At 69.2% G+C, this 20,220-nt stretch carries 21 protein-coding genes and 1 pseudogene; 13 read left to right on the top strand and 9 right to left on the bottom strand.

The window, feature by feature from the left end; all coding sequences use genetic code 11:
• The first annotated feature begins 34 nt into the window (after nucleotides 1-34).
• A complete protein-coding gene (locus KWI83_RS03485) occupies nucleotides 35-559 on the top strand; it encodes a pyridoxamine 5'-phosphate oxidase family protein (RefSeq protein ID WP_218512760.1) in 525 nt (174 codons plus the stop codon).
• Nucleotides 559-1,008, top strand: a complete 450-nt coding sequence (locus KWI83_RS03480; protein ID WP_218512759.1) for a VOC family protein — start codon at nucleotides 559-561, stop codon at nucleotides 1,006-1,008. The genes KWI83_RS03485 and KWI83_RS03480 overlap by 1 nt, the downstream gene beginning before the upstream one ends.
• Before the next feature lie 357 nt (nucleotides 1,009-1,365).
• Here KWI83_RS03480 and KWI83_RS38100 read toward each other — a convergent pair whose 3' ends face one another.
• The gene (locus KWI83_RS38100) at nucleotides 1,366-1,500 is read right to left on the bottom strand and encodes a hypothetical protein (RefSeq protein WP_256361744.1); all 135 of its coding nucleotides are present in this window, start codon (nucleotides 1,498-1,500) and stop codon (nucleotides 1,366-1,368) included.
• A 42-nt stretch (nucleotides 1,501-1,542) separates the two neighbouring features.
• On the opposite strand from KWI83_RS38100, the gene KWI83_RS03475 reads away from it, so the two are divergent.
• Nucleotides 1,543-2,025, top strand: coding sequence for a hypothetical protein (locus KWI83_RS03475; RefSeq protein WP_218512758.1), 483 nt, complete (start codon nucleotides 1,543-1,545; stop codon nucleotides 2,023-2,025).
• 683 nt (nucleotides 2,026-2,708) lie between these two features.
• Here KWI83_RS03475 and KWI83_RS03470 read toward each other — a convergent pair.
• Entirely contained in the window at nucleotides 2,709-2,990 is a 282-nt protein-coding gene (locus tag KWI83_RS03470) for a hypothetical protein (protein ID WP_218512757.1), read from the bottom strand.
• A 490-nt stretch (nucleotides 2,991-3,480) separates the two neighbouring features.
• Here KWI83_RS03470 and KWI83_RS39885 point away from each other — a divergent pair.
• A pseudogene (locus tag KWI83_RS39885) lies at nucleotides 3,481-3,783 on the top strand (hypothetical protein).
• Between the two features lie 12 nt (nucleotides 3,784-3,795).
• Here the strand turns inward: KWI83_RS39885 and KWI83_RS03460 are convergent.
• From KWI83_RS03460 to KWI83_RS03455, 3 genes are read right to left on the bottom strand one after another with little or no spacing between them, the layout of a single operon-like run.
• Nucleotides 3,796-4,281: an SLOG family protein gene (locus KWI83_RS03460; protein ID WP_218512756.1), complete on the bottom strand. Its 486-nt coding sequence runs from the start codon at nucleotides 4,279-4,281 to the stop codon at nucleotides 3,796-3,798.
• Entirely contained in the window at nucleotides 4,278-4,604 is a 327-nt protein-coding gene (locus KWI83_RS38095; RefSeq protein ID WP_256361743.1) for a hypothetical protein, read from the bottom strand. The genes KWI83_RS03460 and KWI83_RS38095 overlap by 4 nt, the downstream gene beginning before the upstream one ends.
• A gap of 20 nt (nucleotides 4,605-4,624) precedes the next feature.
• Nucleotides 4,625-5,734, bottom strand: coding sequence for a helix-turn-helix domain-containing protein (locus KWI83_RS03455; RefSeq protein ID WP_256361742.1), 1,110 nt, complete (start codon nucleotides 5,732-5,734; stop codon nucleotides 4,625-4,627).
• 203 nt (nucleotides 5,735-5,937) lie between these two features.
• Here KWI83_RS03455 and KWI83_RS03450 point away from each other — a divergent pair, with 203 nt between their 5' ends.
• The 4 genes from KWI83_RS03450 (at nucleotide 5,938) to cyaB (ending at nucleotide 9,050) form a co-directional block, all read left to right on the top strand.
• Entirely contained in the window at nucleotides 5,938-6,150 is a 213-nt protein-coding gene (locus tag KWI83_RS03450; protein ID WP_218513210.1) for a hypothetical protein, read from the top strand.
• Between the two features lie 50 nt (nucleotides 6,151-6,200).
• Nucleotides 6,201-6,725 (top strand): hypothetical protein, encoded by a 525-nt coding sequence (locus tag KWI83_RS03445; RefSeq protein WP_308121977.1) that lies wholly within the window; start codon nucleotides 6,201-6,203, stop codon nucleotides 6,723-6,725.
• 368 nt (nucleotides 6,726-7,093) lie between these two features.
• A complete protein-coding gene (locus KWI83_RS03440) occupies nucleotides 7,094-8,476 on the top strand; it encodes a hypothetical protein (RefSeq protein WP_218512755.1) in 1,383 nt (460 codons plus the stop codon).
• Between the two features lies 1 nt (nucleotide 8,477).
• Nucleotides 8,478-9,050 (top strand): class IV adenylate cyclase, encoded by a 573-nt coding sequence (gene cyaB / locus KWI83_RS03435; RefSeq protein WP_218512754.1) that lies wholly within the window; start codon nucleotides 8,478-8,480, stop codon nucleotides 9,048-9,050.
• A 162-nt stretch (nucleotides 9,051-9,212) separates the two neighbouring features.
• On the opposite strand, the gene panB is transcribed toward cyaB, so the two are convergent.
• Nucleotides 9,213-10,088, bottom strand: coding sequence for a 3-methyl-2-oxobutanoate hydroxymethyltransferase (gene panB, locus KWI83_RS03430; protein WP_218512753.1), 876 nt, complete (start codon nucleotides 10,086-10,088; stop codon nucleotides 9,213-9,215).
• A 197-nt stretch (nucleotides 10,089-10,285) separates the two neighbouring features.
• Here panB and KWI83_RS03425 point away from each other — a divergent pair, with 197 nt between their 5' ends.
• From KWI83_RS03425 to KWI83_RS03410, 4 genes are all read left to right on the top strand, one after another.
• A complete protein-coding gene (locus KWI83_RS03425; RefSeq protein WP_256361741.1) occupies nucleotides 10,286-11,914 on the top strand; it encodes an MFS transporter in 1,629 nt (542 codons plus the stop codon).
• Nucleotides 11,911-12,540 carry a TetR/AcrR family transcriptional regulator gene (locus tag KWI83_RS03420; protein ID WP_218512752.1) on the top strand — a complete coding sequence of 210 codons (630 nt, stop codon included), beginning with the start codon at nucleotides 11,911-11,913 and terminating at the stop codon, nucleotides 12,538-12,540. Before KWI83_RS03425 ends, KWI83_RS03420 begins: the two co-directional genes overlap by 4 nt.
• 184 nt (nucleotides 12,541-12,724) lie before the next feature.
• Nucleotides 12,725-13,777, top strand: a complete 1,053-nt coding sequence (locus KWI83_RS03415) for an endonuclease/exonuclease/phosphatase family protein (RefSeq protein ID WP_218512751.1) — start codon at nucleotides 12,725-12,727, stop codon at nucleotides 13,775-13,777.
• Between the two features lie 81 nt (nucleotides 13,778-13,858).
• Nucleotides 13,859-15,073 (top strand): MFS transporter, encoded by a 1,215-nt coding sequence (locus tag KWI83_RS03410; RefSeq protein WP_218512750.1) that lies wholly within the window; start codon nucleotides 13,859-13,861, stop codon nucleotides 15,071-15,073.
• Between the two features lie 210 nt (nucleotides 15,074-15,283).
• Here KWI83_RS03410 and KWI83_RS03405 read toward each other — a convergent pair whose 3' ends face one another.
• From KWI83_RS03405 to KWI83_RS03395, 3 genes are all read right to left on the bottom strand, one after another.
• The gene (locus KWI83_RS03405) at nucleotides 15,284-17,038 is read right to left on the bottom strand and encodes an NAD+ synthase (RefSeq protein WP_218512749.1); all 1,755 of its coding nucleotides are present in this window, start codon (nucleotides 17,036-17,038) and stop codon (nucleotides 15,284-15,286) included.
• Nucleotides 17,039-17,138: 100 nt separating this feature from the next.
• Nucleotides 17,139-17,768 carry a DUF305 domain-containing protein gene (locus tag KWI83_RS03400; RefSeq protein ID WP_218512748.1) on the bottom strand — a complete coding sequence of 210 codons (630 nt, stop codon included), beginning with the start codon at nucleotides 17,766-17,768 and terminating at the stop codon, nucleotides 17,139-17,141.
• Nucleotides 17,769-17,804: 36 nt separating this feature from the next.
• On the bottom strand, nucleotides 17,805-18,470 hold the full coding sequence (locus KWI83_RS03395; RefSeq protein ID WP_218512747.1) for a DUF3105 domain-containing protein: 666 nt from the start codon (nucleotides 18,468-18,470) through the stop codon (nucleotides 17,805-17,807).
• A gap of 296 nt (nucleotides 18,471-18,766) precedes the next feature.
• Here KWI83_RS03395 and glnA point away from each other — a divergent pair, with 296 nt between their 5' ends.
• Entirely contained in the window at nucleotides 18,767-20,128 is a 1,362-nt protein-coding gene (gene glnA, locus KWI83_RS03390) for a type I glutamate--ammonia ligase (RefSeq protein ID WP_218512746.1), read from the top strand.
• The last annotated feature ends 92 nt before the right edge of the window (nucleotides 20,129-20,220 follow it).

Here is a 20,220-nt window from a genome sequence, read left to right as displayed (position 1 = left end):
GAAGGGGGCAGACCTGTGGCACGAGGAGGCACTCATGACCGGTACACGACCCCAGACCCTGCTCGACCCGCGCTACAGCGACGAGACGGCCACCGCGGCGTCCTGGCCGCAGGCCGAGGCGCTGCTGAGCGAGGCCGAGCTGTTCTGGATCTCGACGGTACGTCCGGACGGGCGGCCGCATGTGACGCCGCTGCTCGCCGTCTGGTCGGCGGGCGCGCTGCACTTCTGCACCGGCCCGGACGAGCGCAAGGCCCGCAACCTCGCCCGGAACCCGCACGTGGCCCTGACCACCGGCATCAACATCTGGAACAAGGGCTACGACCTGGTGGTCGAGGGCGAGGCGGTCCGCGTGACCGACGACGACCGGCTGCGCGAGCTGGCGGCGGCCTGGGAGGCGAAGTACGGCGACGTCTGGCGCTTCGAGGTACGGGACGGCTGCTTCCACCACGGCGCCGGACACGCGTATGTCTTTTCGGTGGCGCCGGACACGGTTTTCGGCTTCGGTAAGGGTGAGCCGTTCAGCCAGACCCGTTGGCGTTTCAACCTGGAGGACCACTGATGGACTTCACGCTCGAAGTGATCCCGCTGCCGGTGAGCGACATCGACCGGGCCCGCGACTTCTACCGCGACAAGGTCGGCTTCCATGTCGACATCGACCAGGAGGTCATGCCGGGCATGCGCATCGTCCAGCTGACCCCTCCCGGCTCGGGCTGCTCGATCGCCCTCGGCGACAGCATCTGGGACATGGCCCAGGGCGAGACCAAGCCGGAGCCCGGCTCCTACCAGGGCCTCCAGCTCTGCGTCGCCGACATCAAGGCGGCCCGGGCGGAACTGGTCGAACGGGGCCTGGACATCTCCGAGCCCGTCCAGTACGCCCCCGACGACGGCGCCACGTTCATGTACTTCAATGACCCGGACGGCAACGGCTGGTCGATCCAGGAGTACCGGCGACGGGCGACGGAGCCGTTGCACAAGGTGTTGGGGGACTTGGCAGGCCGCCAGCAGTAATGCCCTGCTTTTTGGGGCGCGGGCTGTATCGGTATGGGCTCCGCCGCGTGGGCGCGACCACCCCCACCGGCCCGCAAGCTGGAACACAGCCCGGGCCCCAACGGCGGACCCCTAATGCACCGGCAGGTTCTTCCGCAGCTCGAACGCCGTCACCCGGCGCCCGCCGGAACCGACGGGAGGGTGGCTCACGATCGGTGGCCTGTTGCCTGGCTGCCGACCGCCCGAACTTGGAAGCAATGCTTGACCTGCTCGGCTGGAACTTCCCGAGCGCCGCCGCGGCCTACTGGGACTGGGACGACACCACCGACTCCTGCGAGAAGCTCGACTTCTCCGCCGGCATCGGCTACCCGAAGAAGCTCACCGCAGGGTGGCGTACAACTTCTGGATCGCCGCCGAGAAGGGCACCAAGTCCAGCTCCCCGTACGACCTGGGCGCCCAGAAGATCAGCAACGACTGCAACGACCTCGGCATGGAGCCGGGCAGCTCCTGCACGGGCCGAACTACGACCGGCCGGGTTCCGGCACCGAGCCATTGGTGGGCAAGTCCCGCGGCTGGCGCGTGCCGAGTTGCGCGGGCTGGGTGCGGGGCGGCTCGCCCACCTACAAGGCGAACGGCACCTACGACTGCCCCGCCAACCGCTGGCGTCCGGCCTTCGAGGATGATGCGCGCATGAACGCACACGAACACCCGGGCGCCGATCGCAGCCGCCTCCTTCGCAGAGCGGGCCTGGCGGGTGCGCTTCTGCTCGCCGTACTGGCCGCGGTGCTGTGGCTCGGGGCCAACGCCATCGGGTCCAAGCAGTGCAGGGAGGACGGCCATGGGCTGCTTGTCGAAGGCGGCGGCACGTCCATGACCGAGCGGGGCTGCGAGGTCACGGTTCCGACCACCGCGGGCCGGGTCACCGGCCTGCTGCCCACGCTCAGCGAGCCGGTCGCGGGCGCGGCACTGATCGCGGGACTCGCCGGTACCGTACCGCCCAGCATCTGCCTCTGGCTGGCGACCCGACGTCCGCGCTGACGCGCCGGCCCTGTCTTCCCGGGTGTAAGAGATTCGCCACCCGTCCCGGGGCCCCGCCCGGGCCGGTGGGCGCGACAAACCCCCACCGGCCCGCAGTCGCCACGCGACCTTGCGCCCCCTCCTGGAAACGCGTTACAGCACCGGCAGATTCGGGAAGAACCGAACGACACAAGACCAAGATCTTCTTCACGCCTCCCTTCGAGGGTGGCCCTCTCATCCGCGCTTGAGCATCGTCTAATCTTCAGAGAAATAAGCTCATCCTGGATGAACGGTGACGGGAATGCCTCGGTGACAGATTCGATGAGCCCGTCAATATCTTCCGAGCTGTCACGGTCATCGGCCAAAGGCCCCAATAGCCGTAGCGCAACTCCTGGAGCCGGGTCATCTCCGGAAATGCTACCCCTAATGCACGCAGCAATCTCACGGATTGCGTCAGAGGCAACGCCTCCCGCTCCAACAGCCCTCGCCACCCTCAATGCCGGATTAAGAAATCGCTCCTTGTCCGACCCGCTTGAGTAGCAGCGTGATGCAGCTATATAGTTCGCCGCGGCCGAGACGGCGTTTTGGCGCACATTCCCAGCCTTCCTCTCAAACAAGAGGTGAAAGAGCCGGGGAAGCCCAAGAGGTGATTTTACGAGATCTGTCAGCCCTGACCATACCTCGACTATAGATTCCGGAAGGTTTTACACACGAGGCGGCGAGGAGATCCCGTCCGAACCCTCAAAGAATGGGTCAACTCGAACTCGCCATTTTCCGTCAATCTGGAGTACGTTCACATGGTAACCGAACGCCCACTCGACAGCTTTCTGAGATAGTGCCGGAAAGTCTGTCTCATCGAGGCCAGCCCCATCCCCGACTGGGGTACGACCACGAAGCGCCCCGATGGCATTCAGCGCACTTGGCTCCTGAGCTGCCTCATCGATCATCGAGGCCAGTTGGGCAAGCTGAGACTGCTTGTCATCCACGCAGGGAAGTATGAATCCCACCGGGACCAAGAGCTACCACTTTCCCTGCACGCACCCGGACAGTCTGTCCGGGTCTTCTCATGTCGGTTCTCTCAGTCTCGCACCAGCAACCGACGGCCACACGGCCAACTATCCGCCCAGTGACCCGCTCTGTACGGTGAAGCGGGCCCACAACCCGCAGGAGGCAGCACGTAATGCGTGGTCTTGGAGATCATCTCAGCGTCGGTGAGCTCATCGCGTTCTACCGCAAGCGTCGCGGCTGCACGCGGTCACCGGCGGCTCGCGATCGTCCGGGGTGTTCGTGATCGGCCCCCGAGGCTGCGGTCGGTGAGCCACTCGGGAGGGGGCGGGCGCCGGGCGTCGGCAACCCTGCGCTGCGCCTCCCGGCGCTCTTCGTCCGCGATCCACCAGTCGATCTGCGCCAGGCCCGCCGTCGGCTGCTGCACCAACACTTTCCGAGCGAAACGCAGCAGCTACAGACGGGACGGCGGTGCGGCACCTCGTTCACGGTCCGAGCCCACGTCCACTTGTAGTGAAAAATCGAACGAGCGATCTAATCGAGGACGTGGCCAGACACGGAGTCCCCCACCTCACGGAGCGGCAGGAACGCATCGTCCAGTGCATCCGAGAGTGGATCACCGAGCACGGGGAGGCACCGACCGTCGTAGAGATCGGCTAGGCGGTCGGGCTGCGCAGCCGAGCGTCCGTCCACGAGCAACTGGTGAAGATCGAAAAGAAGGGCGCCATCGTCCGCGAGCCCGGCCGCCATCGCGGCATCCGGCTTGCGCGATGAGACGGCTCTGGGTCAGCCCCGGGCCGCCCCGTCCGGCCACACGACATCGACCGGGAGTCCGGCTTCGCGAGCCTCCAGGACGGTGTCCGCCGTGCCTCCGCCCTTGCCGCTCGGCGGCTCCCCATTCCAGACGGCGACGAGACGGTCGGCGCGCTGGAGTAGCGTGCGGTTGGCGTCCTCGTACGCCGAGCGATTCGCGGTCTCATGGGGAAGCACCAGCACTTCGTCCGCAGCCTCGATGAGTCGGTCGAACGTCTCGGCGTGGTCGGGCTTGACCTTGTTCTGCCGGTAGTCCTGCGAGGGGATGACCGCCGCCAGGCGGCCGCCGAGTTCCAGCACGACTTCCGCGAACAGCGAGTCTGAGCCCTTGGCGATGCACGAGACACCGGTCAGGCCGCCGTCCACGTAGGGCTTGAGCGTCTCTCGCAGCGCATCGCGCACCAGGGGAATGCTGGCGTCGGTCAGGTCCATGTGCCCGGTCACGGCGATAGTGGTCACGTTGCTCCCTCAGCTGACAGCACTTCGCGGATCCGACTCCGCGCTTCGCCGACCGTACGCGATGACGACCGGCCCACGGTGTACGGGTATAGCTGGCTGAGCTGGGCCCGTACACGGGTGGACTGAGTGCGGGCAGCAGCGTCGACGGCACGGTGTGTCTGGTCGACCGCCTCAGGCACGTCGCCCATCAGGAAGTAGCACTCGGCGAGCCCGATCAGGTCCAGCGCATAGCTGCGCCCGGCTTCAGCGCCACGGGTCGTGAGAGCGCCACGGATGTGTTCGGCGGCGTCTTCGGCATGTTGCTGCGGGTCCTGGCGGGCCATATCCAGCAGTCGGCCACCGGTTACGCCCGCCAGCTCAGCATCGTCGAAGTACGTGATCCAGTACGGCTCTTCAGCCGCATTGGTTTCTGCGAGGGCCTCGGATCCCTCCGCAGTGGCCCGTCGGAACGCGGCCGAGCGGCCCAACGCCGCGTACGCCCACGCCTCGCGCGTGTGAAGCATCGCCCGTAGCCGTGGCCCTGCCGCCTTGCCCGCTCCCTTCTGCGCGAGGTGTACGAGTTCGAGGGCGTCCTGAGGGCGGTCCCGGTACAGCATCTGCCGCGCATACCTGCCAGCACATTGGCGCCGAACCCGGCGTCGCCGCCTGCGTGGGCGGCCCGCAACGCCAGCATGTAGTAGCTCTGCGCCTGCCTCTGCATCCCCGAGTCCCAGGCCATCGTCGCGGCCGTGCCCCCGAGGTGCGCCATCACCCGGAACAGACCTCGCTCGACATCAGGAGCCTGGTGCTCTTCAAGATGGCCGGCGACTTCGTTGAGCTGCCCGACAACGGCCTTACGGCGCAGGCCCCCGCCGAAGCGGTGGTCCCAGGCTCGGAAGGCGCGTGCGGTGGACTCCAGCTCCTGAACTTCGCGCTGGCCGATGCGACCCCGACGGTGCGCAGGTACTGACGCCGGGGCCGGCTGGAGCCAGCCTTCTACGGTGTCGAGCAAAGCGGCACCGGAGATGGCGGCTCCGGCGAGAGCGCGCGTAGCGGTGCGGCGGTCCATCACGAGGTCGCTCCTGGTCAGCTCTGCGGCCAGGTGTACGGCCGACTCGGGACGCCAGTGTGCGTCGTCAGGGGACCGCGTGGCCCGGGCCGTTGGCGGGTCTGGCGCGTCGGGTTGTCTCTCCCAAGACCGGTCGGCGAGTCCGACCATGTGCCCTGGGATGCGCAGTCCGTCTGCGATGCGGCAGATCACGTCGAAGCTGGTGACCTGTTGCTGCCCGCTGATGATCGTGCTCACCTTGCCGGGCGTGAGCTGGCAGGCTGACGCGATCCGGTTCTGCGACAGGCCGCCCCATTTCTTGATCAGGGCGAAAGCCGCGGCGAAGTCGTGCTCTGCCAGCGCTCGCTTCAGGTCGTCCCTTTCGAGGACTTCGGGGGCGAGCGGGCCGGTGGTGATGGCGTGCATGGGGGCCAACTTCCGCAGGGATCGTATGCGCATCCTCGCGCCGTACCGAACCAGAGAACGAGTGTATTACCGCCTCGGTAACCCCCGCCGGTCATCCCGGAGTTGCACGCAAAGGGACGACGCTCAATGCATGAGCAACACAGACCCCGGCGACCGCTCACGACGGCCCCGGGGCGTGGCCAACGCTGCTGAGGAGCGTCGACATGACGAACGTTACTGCCCCACCCCCGGGGCGCCCACAGGGCGCAAAGATGACCATCGAGGTCTTCACTGTCAGCCGCGACGGCATCGTGGTGGGCCCGCCTCGCGCCACGGTCAGCGTGCCGCACGACTACGAGCCCGCGCTGGAGCCCTGCAACACCCAGTTCCCGCCCTGCTCCTGCCCCCTGCACCGCAAGGCGGGTGCTGCGCGGTGACCGCCGTACCGGAACCAAGGGCCCTGCGGCCGGTTCAGCCTGAGCCAGGCGTGCTCGTACACCCCAGGTCCGACCGCCGGTTGGCGGTCGAGCACTGGCTGCTGTCGACGCTCTCGGAGCCCGGTCGGGCACGCGCGCAGTGGCAGGAGTACGGGGCGGCGCTGCTGCCCCTGGGCACCCTCTTCTCCGCCGTGCGGATTCCCGCGCGCCTGGTGGTCGCACTGACGGCGAGTACCGAGGCCTCCGAACTGGACGACTTCCTGGACCAGGCCCTCGATGGCGGCCCTGTCATCCGCGATCCGCATCACTCCCGCTACTACGCGCTGGTGCCGGCCGGCATGCCCGCGACATGGCGCCAGGCGGTGGACGACTGGCGGACGGTGGACGTCGACTGCCTCGGCCGCGACAGCTACCTCGGAGTGCCGCCGGTGAGCGCCGTCGAGTGCAACCCTCCGACCCACGCCCCGTACTGGTCGGTACCGATGTCCTCGCCCGGCATGCTGTGCGCGCCGCTCACCGTCGCCCGGCTGATCGCCGCCGGACGCCACTTGCTGGGGGAAGGGCTGGACGCGTGAGCGGCACCGAGGTCCGGGCGGCCGCCGAATTTCGCGTCTACAGCGACCACGTCTCCAATTGCCGGGAGTGCAGCGAACGGCTCCGAGTCCGCGATCCCGTCTGCGACGAGGCACAGCGGCTGGGGCCAGGTCTACCTCGCGGCGTATCGGAAGAGCGGCAGGGCGAATCGTGCCGAACGGTGAGCGCCTCACGGTCATGGTGTACCTCACCGCCCTTGTGGTCGTGGCCGGGCGCCTCATGTGGGGGATCGGCGTTCAGAGGACGGAGGGGATGGTCAGGTCCACGTCAGCCGCGCCCACAGATGCCCCTCCCGTCGCGGACCGCAAGCCGCGGTGGGAGGGGCCCCAAGTCTCTCAGGAGAGAGCACGTGTCTGATTCCACGTTCACCACCGCGCTGAAGACCGCGGCCACCTACATCGACGTGGCGGCCAACGCACACGGCGAGGAGAAGGCGTTCCTCGCGATCCAGGCCCTCAAGCGTATGTCCGCCGACAGCCATCACTTGGTGGAGGTCGGACCCGGTGGCGGTTCCGCCGTCGCCTACCTGGCCTCCCACCTGTCCATGACGCAGCCGCCCCTCAGCGACGTCCACCTCACCCTGGTCGAGGTACCCGGTGTGATGTCGGCGTCGCTGGGACAAGCCATGGACGCCTTCAACCGGGTCGGCACCTGCCGCCTGCTTACCGGCTTCGCCCAGGACATCAGCGCCCTGCTCACCGAACCGGTCCACGTCATCAGCGCGTCGGCGCTGCTCCACGAGGTCTACTCATACGGCGGCGGCTACGCCGGACTCCACTCGATGATCCGCACGGTTCCCACGGTGCTGAAGCCCGGTGGAATGTTCGCCTACCGCGACGTCTACGCGGTCAAGGCCGGATCGCTGCACGACCGAACACAGCAGACCTACACCTCCCGCTCGTGGATTCGGTTCCTGCGGATGTTCCTGCCGCAGTACTTGGATGAAGGTACGCACCCGTATCACAGTGCCGCCGACCTGGCGGTGTTACGTCAGGACTCGCGGATTGTGAAGCCGGAGGATCTGTCGGAGCGGACCAGTGTGGTCGCCACCGCCCCTGTCGGGATCTTCCGGGAAGTGCAGCGGCACTACATCACGCTACGTGACCATATCTGGCGTTCCGGGGTCCTCGGATTCCGCCCGTACCTTGAGGGCCCGCTGTCGGGCGACTGGATCGACGCCCGCTACGGCCACAAGCGGGTCCACTACGTCCTGACCGACAGCGACTGGCTGCCCGCCTCGCAGAAGACGATGCTGCTCGCCCTCAGCGAGCAGTACATGGACCACCACACGGTCGACGGGGACATCTTCGACGAGTGCACCGACATCGCGCTGAACGCGTTCCTGGCGCGCGCTGAGCAGGGCGATGGTGAGTGCGCCGACGTGTGGCGGAGCTGGGTCACCCGCGAGGGCCGGGAGACGTACGCGTACATGACGCTGGACGCTCTTCTCGCCGCCGTCGCCGTCCACTCCACCGAGGCCGCGCAGGAGCAGCGCACCGTCCTCATACCCGTCCGCCTGGCCGACGTGATGCGCAGGGATCGGGCGTACTACAACCGATACTTGCGGCGGGCGCTGCCCAACCCGCTGAGGGACGCGAAGCAGTTGGTGCTGTTCTCCAACGTCCCCGTCACAGACTCCGAGTCGTTGTCCGAGGGGATGCACTGCCTACAGCAGTGGTGCAGCAAGGGCAGCCTGGCCCGCGTTTACGCAGCGATCAACTCAGGAGGATGACGTGACCCGACCGATCGAGGTAGAACGCAAGAGGGAACTCGCCGACGGCGGCGAGGCGCTGACGCGGGTGCTGGCTGGCCTCGGCTGGATGCCGGACGCGCCGGTGTCGGAGGTGGACACGTACTACAGTCGCCCGGACGTCGACTACATGGTGACCGTCGAATGCCTCCGGGTGCGGCAGCGCGGCGACTTCGCGGAGATCACATACAAGCCGCCGTCCACCGAGGCCACGCACAGCATCGACAGTGTGATCTCGAAGCCGGAGACCAACGTCCACCTCGTGCCCGGTAGCGCCGAACACGCCGACCAGCTCCTGGAGAACATCGGAATGCGGCGCCTGGTCCGCGTCGAGAAGCACCGCACCACCTACCGGCACCGGTTGCACGCGGGCGTCACGGTGAGCATCGACACGGTGGCAGGCGTCGGTGCCTTCGTGGAAACAGAGGTGGTCAGCGCCGACTCTCTCGCGGCGGCGAGGACCGTTGCGGAAACCGAGACACAGCTTGGTGTGTCGGACTGCCCGATCGTCGACCTTCCGTACCGCGACCTGGCCCTCAACCACGCGCCTGCATGACCACACGACCGGCCCCGCTCGCCTGCTTCCCCGGTGAGAGAAAGGGGCACCGGGCCGAGCCCCGGAGAGCCAACCCGCCCGTCCGAGTCAGACAGGCGGGTGAAAAGACGGCAGCCCGCCGACGGGGGATGATCGGCGGGCTGCCCGTGGTGCGGCAATGGCTCAGTGGACGGAGTGCTCCTCCAGCGGGAACGTTCCGCCGACGACGTCCTCGGCGAACGCCTTCGCCGCGCTCCCCATCACCTCACGCAGATTGGCGTACTGCTTGACGAACTTCGGCACCCGCCCCCCGGTCAGCCCGAGCATGTCGGTCCACACCAGCACCTGCGCGTCCGTCTCCGCGCCCGCCCCGATCCCGACCGTCGGGATGTGCAGCGTCCGCGTCACCTCGGCCGCGAGTTCGGCCGGCACCAGTTCCAGCACCACCGCGAACGCCCCCGCGTCCTGCACGGCCTTGGCGTCCCGCAGCAGCTGTGCCGCCGCCTCCTCGCCGCGGCCCTGCACCCGGTAGCCCATGGCGTTGACGGACTGCGGGGTGAGCCCGATGTGGGCCATGACCGGGATGCCGGACTCGACCAGCAGCCGGATCTGCTCGTGGGACCGCTCGCCGCCCTCCAGCTTCACGGCCTGCACCCCGGCCTCCTTCACCAGCCGGGTCGCCGAGCGCAGCGCCTGCACCGGCCCCTCCTGGTAGGAGCCGAACGGCAGGTCGCCGACGATCAGGGAGCGCCTGGTGCCCCGTACGACCGCGGCGGAGAGCAGGGTCATCTCGTCGAGGGTGACGGGCACGGTGGTCTCGTACCCGAGGTGGCAGTTGCCCGCCGAGTCGCCGACGAGGATCACCGGGATACCGGCCTCGTCGAAGACGGACGCGGTCATCGCGTCGTAGGCGGTGAGCATGGGCCACTTCTCGCCGCGCTCCTTGGCGGCGGTGATGTCACGAACCGTGATACGGCGGGTGCCCTTGCCCCCGTACAGCGCCTTGCTGCCGTCGGAGGATTTCTGCGGTGCAGTCTGGGCAGCCGAAAGCTGCGTCATTGCAACGGCTCCTTACGTCATCTCGAGGCGCCCTGACGGCGTCCCCGGACCAGTCCCATGGTGGCACCTCGTGCCAAGGACGGCTAGGGGGACCCCCGTCACGCAAGGCACGCAAGGACGTAAGGAGAGCAGCAGAGCCGGGTAAAAAGTTTACGATACGGTACCGTCTCGTATCGTAATTTCCTAGGCTCGACGGCATGACTACTCCCGCCGTCCCCGGCACCCGGGTCCCGGAAGCGGTGCACCGGCGCCGCTGGGCCATACTCGGCGTGCTCATGCTGAGCCTGCTGATCGTGGTGCTCGACAACTCGATCCTGAACGTCGCCGTCAAGACCATCTCCACCCCCGCGCCGACCGGCCTGGGCGCCACCCAGAGCGAGCTGGAGTGGGCGATCAACGCCTACACCCTGGTCTTCGCGGGCCTGCTGTTCAGCGCGGGCCTGCTCGGTGACCGGCTGGGGCGGAAGAAGGTGCTGCTCGGCGGGCTCGTGGCGTTCGGCGCCGGGTCCGCGCTCGCCGCCTTCTCCGGCTCTCCGGCCGAGCTCATCGCCTTCCGCGCGGTGATGGGCTTCGGCGCGGCCTTCGTCATGCCGGCCACGCTCGCCGTCCTCATGAACGTCTTCGAGCGCGACGAGCAGCCCAAGGCCATCGGCATCTGGGCGGGCGGCGTCGGCCTCGCCATCGCGATCGGCCCGATCACGGGTGGGGTGCTGCTGGACCACTTCTGGTGGGGCTCGGTCTTCCTGGTCAACGTGCCGATCGTGGTCCTCGCCGTCGGCCTGATGCTCTGGCTCGTCCCCGACTCCCGCGACCCCAACCCCGGCCGGACCGACCCCGTCGGCGTGGCCCTGTCCGTCGTCGGGCTCGTGCTGCTCGTCTACGGCATCATCAAGGGCGGCCAGCTCGCCGACTTCACGGACGTGACCGTACTGGCCACCATCGGCGCGGGGCTCGCGGTCCTGGCCGCCTTCGTGATCTTCGAGAAGCGCAGCGACCATCCGTCCATCGACGTCAGCTACTTCAAGAACAAGGTGTTCTCGGCCGCGATCTCCGTCATCGCGCTGGTGTTCTTCGCGCTGATGGGCGTGACCTTCTTCGCCGTCTTCTACACCCAGAGCGTGCGCGGCTACTCGCCGCTGGAGACCGGTCTGCTGATGCTCCCCCTGGCCGTCGCCCAGATGATCTTCGCCCCGCGCGCCCGGCTGGTCGTCGACCGCTTCGGCCACAAGGCGACGACCACGGGCGGCATGCTGGTCATCGCGGCGACGCTGGCGGCGTTCGCCACGCTGGACGCGGACACACCCATCTGGATCCTGGAGGTCGTCTTCTTCCTCATGGGCACCGGCATGGCGCACATCATGACCCCGACCAGCGTCGTCATCATGCAGGCCCTGCCCCGCGAGAAGGCCGGTTCCGCCTCCGCCCTCAGCAACACCTTCCGCCAGGTCGGCGGCGCCCTCGGCATCGCGGTCCTCGGCTCGGTCCTCTCCACCGCCTACCGCACCTCGATCCAGGACAAGCTGACCCAACTCCCCGCCGCCGCCCGCCACAGCGCCGGCGAATCCATCGAGGCCACCCTCGCCGCCGCGGCGCGGCTCGGTCCCGAGGGCAGGGCCCTGGTGATCCCCGCCAACGACGCCTTCCTGCACGCCATGCATGTCACGGCACTGTGCGGGGCGGCCGTCGCCCTGGTCGGGGCGGCGGTGGTGGCGCTGTTCCTGCCGGGCAGGACGGCCCGGCAGCCCGCGGACAGTCGTGCCGCCGAGGCGGAACCGTCCTACGCCGGGAACAATGTCCCAGGACAACGAAGGGACACCGGACAGTGAGCCTCGCCGAAAGCCACCCCCGGCAAGAGGGCCCCGCCCGCGGCCGCCCCCGCAGCGAGGCCGTGGAACGCGCCATCATCGAAGGCACGATGCAGCTCCTGGAGGAGGGCGTCCCCCTCGCCGAACTCTCCATCGAGCGCATCGCCCGCACCGCCGGCGTCGGCAAGGCCACCATCTACCGCCGCTGGCGCGGCAAGGAGGAACTCTTCGTCGACGTCGTCCGCTCCGCCGAACCCCCCGACCCCGAACTCCCCGGCACGTCCATGCGCGACGACCTCGTCGTCCTCCTCGAAGCGCTGCGCCGCCGCGGCCTCGCGAGCCGCACCTCGGTGATCCTGCACAACGTGCACGCCCAGATGAAGGCCAGCCCCCGCATCTGGGCCGCCTACCACGACGCCGTCATCGCCCCCCGCCGCCGCATCGGCCTGGAAGTCCTCCGCCGTGGACAGCAACGCGGCGAACTCCGCACGGACATCGACCTCGAACTCGTCAACGACATCGTCGTCGGCCCCCTGCTCACCCGCTCGCTGCTGCACCCCGACGCCGAACTCCCCGAAGGCCTCGCGGAACAGGTCGTCGACACCCTGCTCGAAGGACTACGCCCCGTCAGTTCACCCAACGCGTAACCCGAATGTGCGCGTTTCGTCACAGAGGTCACTCCCGGTCCGCGAAACCGGAACTCCGGGCGCCGACTTGTTCGTCCTAAGTGCCCGTACGGCCGTCATGTGACGGCAGGATCGGGGCCGAACATCCCCTAGGGTCTTAGGCGCGGGGGACGACGGTGTGCACGGCAGGTAGCGAGGCGACGGTATGGCGCAGCAGGCGTACGTGACGGAGACGGCGGGTGGCGGCTCGGAACCCGAGCGCCGCGGATCTCGGCTTCGGCGCGTGGCGGCCCGTGTGACCGACGGCTGGCGCGGCGACCCCCGCATCTGGCGGCGCGGCCTGATCGTGGCCGTGCTCGCGGTGCTGCTCACCGTTGTGCTGGGCGCCCACGCCTACATCCCCAACAGCGTGGGCAACCTCGGCAGCCTCACCGAGACGTTCCTGCCCTGGCTCGGCCTGTTGGTCCCGCTGCTGCTTCTGCTGGCCCTGGTCCGCAGGTCCGCCACCGCGCTGATCGCGGTGCTGCTCCCGGCGATCGTCTGGCTCAACCTCTTCGGCGGCCTGCTCACCGACAAGGCCGCCGGTACCGGCGGTGACCTCACCGTCGCCACGCACAACGTCAACGCCGACAACGCCGACCCCTCCGGCACCGCCCGCGACGTCGCCGCGTCCGGCGCGGACGTGGTGGCGCTGGAGGAGCTGCAGGCGGCGGCCGTACCGACGTACGAGGCGGCGCTGGCGTCGACGTACCGGTACCACTCGGTGCAGGGCACGGTCGGGGTGTGGAGCAAGTACCCGCTCAGTGACGTCCGGCCCGTCGACATCAAGCTCGGCTGGACCCGCGCCATGCGGGCCACGGTGTCCGCGCCCGGCGGGCAGCTCGCCGTCTACGTCGCCCATCTGCCGTCCGTGCGGGTCAAGCTGGAGGCCGGGTTCACCGCCCGGCAGCGCGACACCAGCGCCGACGCGCTCGGCGAGGCCATCGCCGACGAGGCGCTGGACCGGGTGATCCTGCTCGGCGACCTCAACGGCACCATGAACGACCGCGCCCTCAACGCCGTGACCGCTCAGATGCGCTCCACGCAGGGAGCGGCGGGCAGCGGCTTCGGCTTCAGCTGGCCGGCGTCGTTCCCGATGGCCCGGATCGACCAGATCATGGTCAAGGGCGTCGAGCCGGTGAGTTCGTGGACGCTGCCGCAGACCGGAAGCGATCATCTGCCGGTGGCGGCGCGGGTGGACCTCGCAACCGGGTCTTGACCCGCTGGAATACCGGGCCCGCGAGACTTTGTTCCGTACTTGAACATATGATGGACGGAACTTCCCTCTGAAAGGCCCTTCATGCCCCTGGCCCTGCTCGCCCTCGCCGTGGGCGCCTTCGGCATCGGTACGACCGAGTTCGTGATGATGGGGCTCCTGCCCGATGTCGCGGACGACCTGCACATCTCGATCCCCACCGCCGGCCATCTGGTCTCCGCGTACGCGCTGGGCGTCGTCATCGGCGCCCCGCTGCTGGCCGCGGTCACCGCGCGGATGTCCCGGCGGACCGTCCTCATCGGCCTGATGGTCCTGTTCGTCGTGGGCAACGCCCTGTCGGCGTTCGCCCCCGACCACCACTGGCTGCTGGCCGCCCGTTTCCTCAGCGGTCTGCCGCACGGCGCCTTCTTCGGCGTCGGCGCCGTCGTCGCGACCACCATGGTCGCGCCCGAGCGCAAGGCCCGCTCCGTCTCGCTGATGTTCCTCGGCCTGACGGTCGCCAACATCGCGGGCGTCCCCGTCGCCACCCTCATGGGCCAGCACCTCGGCTGGCGGTCGACCTTCCTCGGCGTCAGCGCGATCGGCGTGGCGGCGATCGCGTCGCTGGCGGTGCTGCTCCCGCACGACCACACGCACGCCTCCGCGAGCGGGCTGCGCGGCGAGCTGGCCGCACTCAGGCCGCTGCCGGTGTGGCTGGCGCTGGGCACGACGGTCGCGGGCTTCGGCGCGCTCTTCGCCGCGTACAGCTACATCACGCCGATGCTCACCGACTCCGCCGGGTACGCCGAGACCAGCGTGACGCTGTTGCTGGCGCTGTTCGGCGTCGGTGCGACGATCGGCAACCTGCTGGGCGGCCGGCTGGCCGACCACGCGATGCGGGGCACCCTCTTCGGCGGCCTGGCGTCGCTGGTGGCGGTCCTCGCGCTGTTCCCGGTGCTCATGTCGGCCCAGTGGAGCGCCGCGCTGGGCGTGGCCCTGCTCGGCACGGCGGCCTTCGTCACCGGCTCGCCGCTGCAGCTGATGGTCATGGAGAAGGCGTCGGCGGCGCCGTCCCTGGCGTCCTCCGCCAACCAGGCCGCCTTCAACCTGGCCAACGCCGGCGGCGCCTGGATCGGCGGCCTCGCCCTCGCCGCGGGCTTCGGCACGACGTCCCCGGCGACGGCGGGCGCGGCGCTGGCGGTGCTGGGCATCGCGGTGGCGGGGGCGGCGTACGGGGTGGACCGCCGGGGCACTGTCACGAGGAGGGAACGCCTGGTGGCGTCCGGCATGCCAACGGAGTCGGAACCGGTACGGGGCTGAAACGCCCCAAGGGGCGCGGGGAACTGCGCGACCGGCCTCCGCACACGGTGCGACCGCGGCAGGACCCCGTGCCCCACGACGGGACGGCGCGACGCGTCCACGGGGCGGTAGCAGGCAACACCGGCCGGGCAACGCCCCAGGGGCGCGGGGAACTGCGCGACCGGCCCCCACGCACCCGCACCCGGCCACGCACCGCGCCCCACCCCGGCGCTACGCCGTCTCGCGCCACCCATTGGTGATCGGCAGCCGCCGGTCCTTCCCGAACCCCTTCGGCGAGATCTTCGTCCCGGGCGGATACTGCCGCCGCTTGTATTCGGCCGTGTCCACCATCCGCAGCGTCCTCGTCACCAGCTCCCGGTCGAACCCGGCCGCCACGATGGCGTCGGCCCCCTCGTCCCGGTCCACATACCGCTCCAGGATCGCGTCCAGGACGGGATAGTCCGGCAGGGAGTCCGTGTCGACCTGCCCCGGCCGCAGCTCGGCGCTCGGCGGCTTGCTGATGGAGTTCTCCGGGATCGGCGGCGTCTCGCCCCGCTCCTCGGCCGCCCGGTTGCGCCACCTGGCCAGCCGGAAGATCGACGTCTTGTACACGTCCTTGATCGGCCCGTACGCGCCCACCGAGTCGCCGTACAGCGTCGAGTAGCCCACTGCCAGCTCCGACTTGTTGCCGGGCGCCAGCACGATGTGGCCCTCCTGGTTGGAGACGGCCATCAGGAGCGTGCCGCGCAGCCGGGACTGGAGGTTCTCCTCCGCCAGCCCGGTGAGCCCCAGCGACCCCATGTACGCGTCGAACATCGGCTCGATCGCGACGGTACGGAAGTTCAGCCCCGTCCGCCGCGCCAGCTCGGCCGCGTCGCCCTTGGAGTGCTCGGAGGAGTACTTCGACGGCATGGACACGCCGTACACGTGCTCCGCGCCCACCGCGTCACACGCGATCGCCGCCACCAGGGAGGAGTCGATACCGCCGGACAGTCCGATGAGCACCGACTGGAAGCCGTTCTTGCGCACATACGCCCGCAGGCCCGTGACCAGCGCCGAGTACACCTCCTCGTCGTCGTCGAGGCGCTCGGCGTACCCGCCCGTCCGCTGGGGTTCGTACGCGGGCAGCGGCTCCTCGGACAGCACCAGCCGCTCGATGCGCAGCCCGTCGTCCACCACGCCGGTGGGGGCGTCGGGGGAGGCGGCCGGCAGGTCGAGGTCCAGGATCAGGCACTCCTCCGCGAACTGCGGGCCCCGCGCCACGACGTCCCCGTCCCGGTCGACCACGATCGAGTCGCCGTCGAACACCAGCTCGTCCTGCCCACCGATCATGGCGAGGTAGGCGGTGGTGCAACCGGCCTCCTGGGCGCGCTTGCGGACCAGTTCCAGCCGGGTGTCGTCCTTGTCGCGCTCGTACGGCGAGGCGTTGATGGACAGCAGCAGCCCGGCCCGCGCCGAACGCGCCGCGGGCACCCGGCCGCCGTCCTGCCAGAGGTCCTCGCAGATGGCCAGCGCCACGTCGACGCCGTGCACCCGCACGACCGGCATGGTGTCGCCGGGCACGAAGTAGCGGAACTCGTCGAAGACGCCGTAGTTCGGCAGGTGGTGCTTGGCGTAGGTGAGCGCCACCTCGCCGCCGTACAGCACGGCGCCCGCGTTCTGCGGGGCGCCGGCCGGCTGGCCGAACCTCGGCTGCGCGGTCTCGCTGCGGTCGAGGTAGCCGACGATCACGGGCAACTCCCCGAAGCCCTCCTCGGCGAGCCGCGCCGCCAGCGAGCGCAGGGCGGCGCGGGAGGCCTCGACGAAGGAGGAGCGCAGGGCCAGGTCCTCGACGGGATACCCGGTCAGCACCATCTCCGGGAACGCCACGAGATGCGCTCCCCGCTCGGCGCAGTGCCGGGTCCAGCGGAGGATCGTCTCGGTGTTCCCGGCGAGGTCGCCGACGCGCGAGTCGATCTGGTTCAGGGCGAGACGTAGTTGAGGCACGGGCCCAGTGTAATCGTCAGACCGACGCGATGGGGGGTGGCGTGGTGTGGGCCACCCCACGCCGCACCAGCCCACGCCACGCCGCCCACCCGGCGCCGTACTACTCCCGGGCCTGCGCGCCCCGCTCCTTCAGCATGTCCGCCATCAGCCGGATCTCCGACTCCTGCCCCTCGACCATCCCCCGCGCGAGCCGCTTCTCCACCTCCACCGAGCACCTGTCCACACAGCCCTCGGCCATGTGGACGCCGCCCTTGTGATGGTCCGTCATGAGCTGGAGGAAGAAGACCTCGGCCTGCCTGCCGTCGAGCCTGCCGAGCCGGTCCATCTCGGTGTCGGTCGCCATCCCCGGCATCAGCGCGCCGTCCTCGCCGGAGGCCATGCCGCCCATCCCCATCCAGCTCATCGGCGGCTTGGACGACACCTTCGGCAGCCCCCACAGATCCAGCCAGCCCAGCAGCATGCCGCGCTGGTTGGCCTGCGTCTGCGCGATGTCGTACGCGAGCCGCCGTATCTCCTCGTCGTCGGTGCGGTCGCGCACGATGTACGACATCTCCACGGCCTGCTGGTGGTGCACCGCCATGTCGCGGGCGAACCCGGCGTCCGCGGAGTCGGCCGCGGGCACCCCGGCGTCCGAGCCGCCGTCCTCGGCGACCGCGTACGTGATCCCGCCGACCGCGACGAGCAGCGCCGCCGCGGCCCCGGCGATCCATCCGGCCTGCGCGTGCCTCACTGGTCTCGCCTCACTGGTCCCGCCTCACCGCTGCCGTCACTGCGCCAGCCCGCCCGTGCAGGCCGCGCCCGGCTCGGGGGTCTGCTTGCCCTGGACGTACGTCTCGAAGAACTTGTCCACGTTCGGGTCGTCCGCGCCGGTCACCGTGCGCTGGTGGCCCCACGCCGACAGCATGATCGGGTCCTGCTGGTCCTCGACCGGACTCATCAACGTGTACGGCGTCTTCTTCACCTTCTCCGCCAGCGCGTCCACGTCGGCCTGGTCGGCCTTGCTCGTGTACGTCACCCAGACCGCGCCGTGCTCCAGCGAGTGCACGGCGTTCACCTTCGGTATCTCCTTGGCGTAGACATCACCGTTGCAGTTCATCCACACCTGGTTGTGGTCGCCGCCCACCGGTGGCTCCATCGGGTACTTCACGTCCGTGGTGACGTGGTTCTGGGTCAGCTTGCCCTGCCACGTCTTCACACCGTCCGCGCCGGTGACGAACTTGCCGGTGCTCTTGGAGTCACCGGCGGCGGTGTCGGAGTCCCCGGACTGCGACTGGAGCAGCACCACACCACCGACGACGAGACCGGCGACGACCACCACGCTGGCCGCGATGGTGAGGATCCGGTTGCGACGCTCGCGGGCACGCTCCGCGCGCCGCATCTCCTCTATGCGCGCCTTGCGCGCCGCACTGCTCGTGTTCTTGGCGGAACCCATGGGGCCGGCCCTTCTGGGAAGCGGAGGACGGACGGTGCGCTGATCGTAGTGGGCAAGGCCAACGATCTCGTAGGGGAGGCGCAGAAATGGCCGGGCATTACGGATGTCGGTCCGAGCAGGCAAGATGGGCTCAGGAGCCGTACACCTGCCGTACGTGAGGCGTTCAGGCCGGGGTCGGCCGGGCGATCAAGGTGCGCAACGCGCATGAAATGGTGTTGTGGTGGGATGCTCAGGAGCCCGACCGTCCCGTGTGCGGGAGACAGGCGGCCTGACCAGCAAGGATGGGGAATCGGAAGATGGACAAGCAGCAGGAGTTCGTGCTCCGGACCTTGGAGGAGCGCGACATCCGGTTCGTACGCCTGTGGTTCACGGACGTGCTGGGCTTCCTGAAGTCCGTGGCCGTGGCTCCGGCCGAACTGGAGCAGGCCTTCGACGAGGGCATCGGCTTCGACGGCTCCGCGATCGAGGGCTTCGCCCGGGTCTACGAGTCCGACATGATCGCCAAGCCGGACCCGTCCACCTTCCAGGTCCTGCCGTGGCGCGCGGAGACGCCCGGCACGGCCCGGATGTTCTGCGACATCCTCATGCCGGACGGCTCCCCCTCCTTCGCCGACCCGCGCTACGTCCTCAAGCGCGCCCTCGCCCGCGCCTCCGACCTGGGCTTCACCTTCTACACCCACCCCGAGATCGAGTTCTTCCTGCTGAAGGACAAGCCGGTCGACGGCACGGTGCCCACCCCCGCCGACAACTCCGGCTACTTCGACCACACCCCGACCAACGTCGGCATGGACTTCCGCCGCCAGGCGATCACCATGCTGGAGTCGATGGGCATCTCGGTCGAGTTCTCCCACCACGAGGGCGCCCCCGGCCAGCAGGAGATCGACCTGCGCTACGCCGACGCGCTGTCGACGGCGGACAACGTCATGACCTTCCGCCTGGTCATGAAGCAGGTGGCGCTGGAGCAGAACCTGCAGGCGACGTTCATGCCGAAGCCGTTCTCCGAGCACCCCGGCTCGGGCATGCACACGCACCTGTCACTGTTCGAGGGCGACCGGAACGCGTTCTACGAGTCCGGCGCCGAGTACCAGCTGTCCAAGGTCGGCCGCTCCTTCATCGCGGGCCTGCTGCGGCACGCGGGGGAGATCTCGGCGGTCACCAACCAGTGGGTGAACTCCTACAAGCGCATCTGGGGCGGCTCCGAGCGCACGGCCGGTGCGGGCGGCGAGGCCCCGTCGTACATCTGCTGGGGCCACAACAACCGCTCGGCCCTGGTCCGCGTCCCGATGTACAAGCCGGGCAAGACGGGCTCCGCGCGGGTCGAGGTGCGGTCGCTGGACTCCGGTGCGAATCCTTACCTCGCCTACGCCGTGCTGCTGGCGGCGGGCCTGAAGGGCATCGAGGAGGGGTACGAGCTGCCGCCGGGTGCCGAGGACGACGTCTGGGCGCTGTCGGACGCGGAGCGGCGGGCGATGGGGATCGAGCCGTTGCCGCAGAACCTGGGGGAGGCGCTGTCGCTCATGGAGCGGAGCGACCTGGTCGCCGAGACGCTGGGTGAGCATGTGTTCGACTTCTTCCTGCGGAACAAGCGGCAGGAGTGGTATGAGTACCGGTCCGAGGTGACGGCGTTCGAGCTGCGGAAGAATCTGCCGGTGCTGTAGGGGCAGGTCAGGGCGGGTTTCCGCTGATACGGCCATTGGGGCCGACGGTCGCGAACCGTCGGCCCCGCAGCCTCTCACGTGCCCTAGGCCGT

This window comes from Streptomyces sp. TRM70350, from assembly GCF_019219825.1.
Taxonomy (GTDB): Bacteria; Actinomycetota; Actinomycetes; order Streptomycetales; family Streptomycetaceae; genus Streptomyces.
Note: the sequence above shows the minus strand (reverse complement) of the source record. Positions and strands in the feature narration are given on the sequence as shown.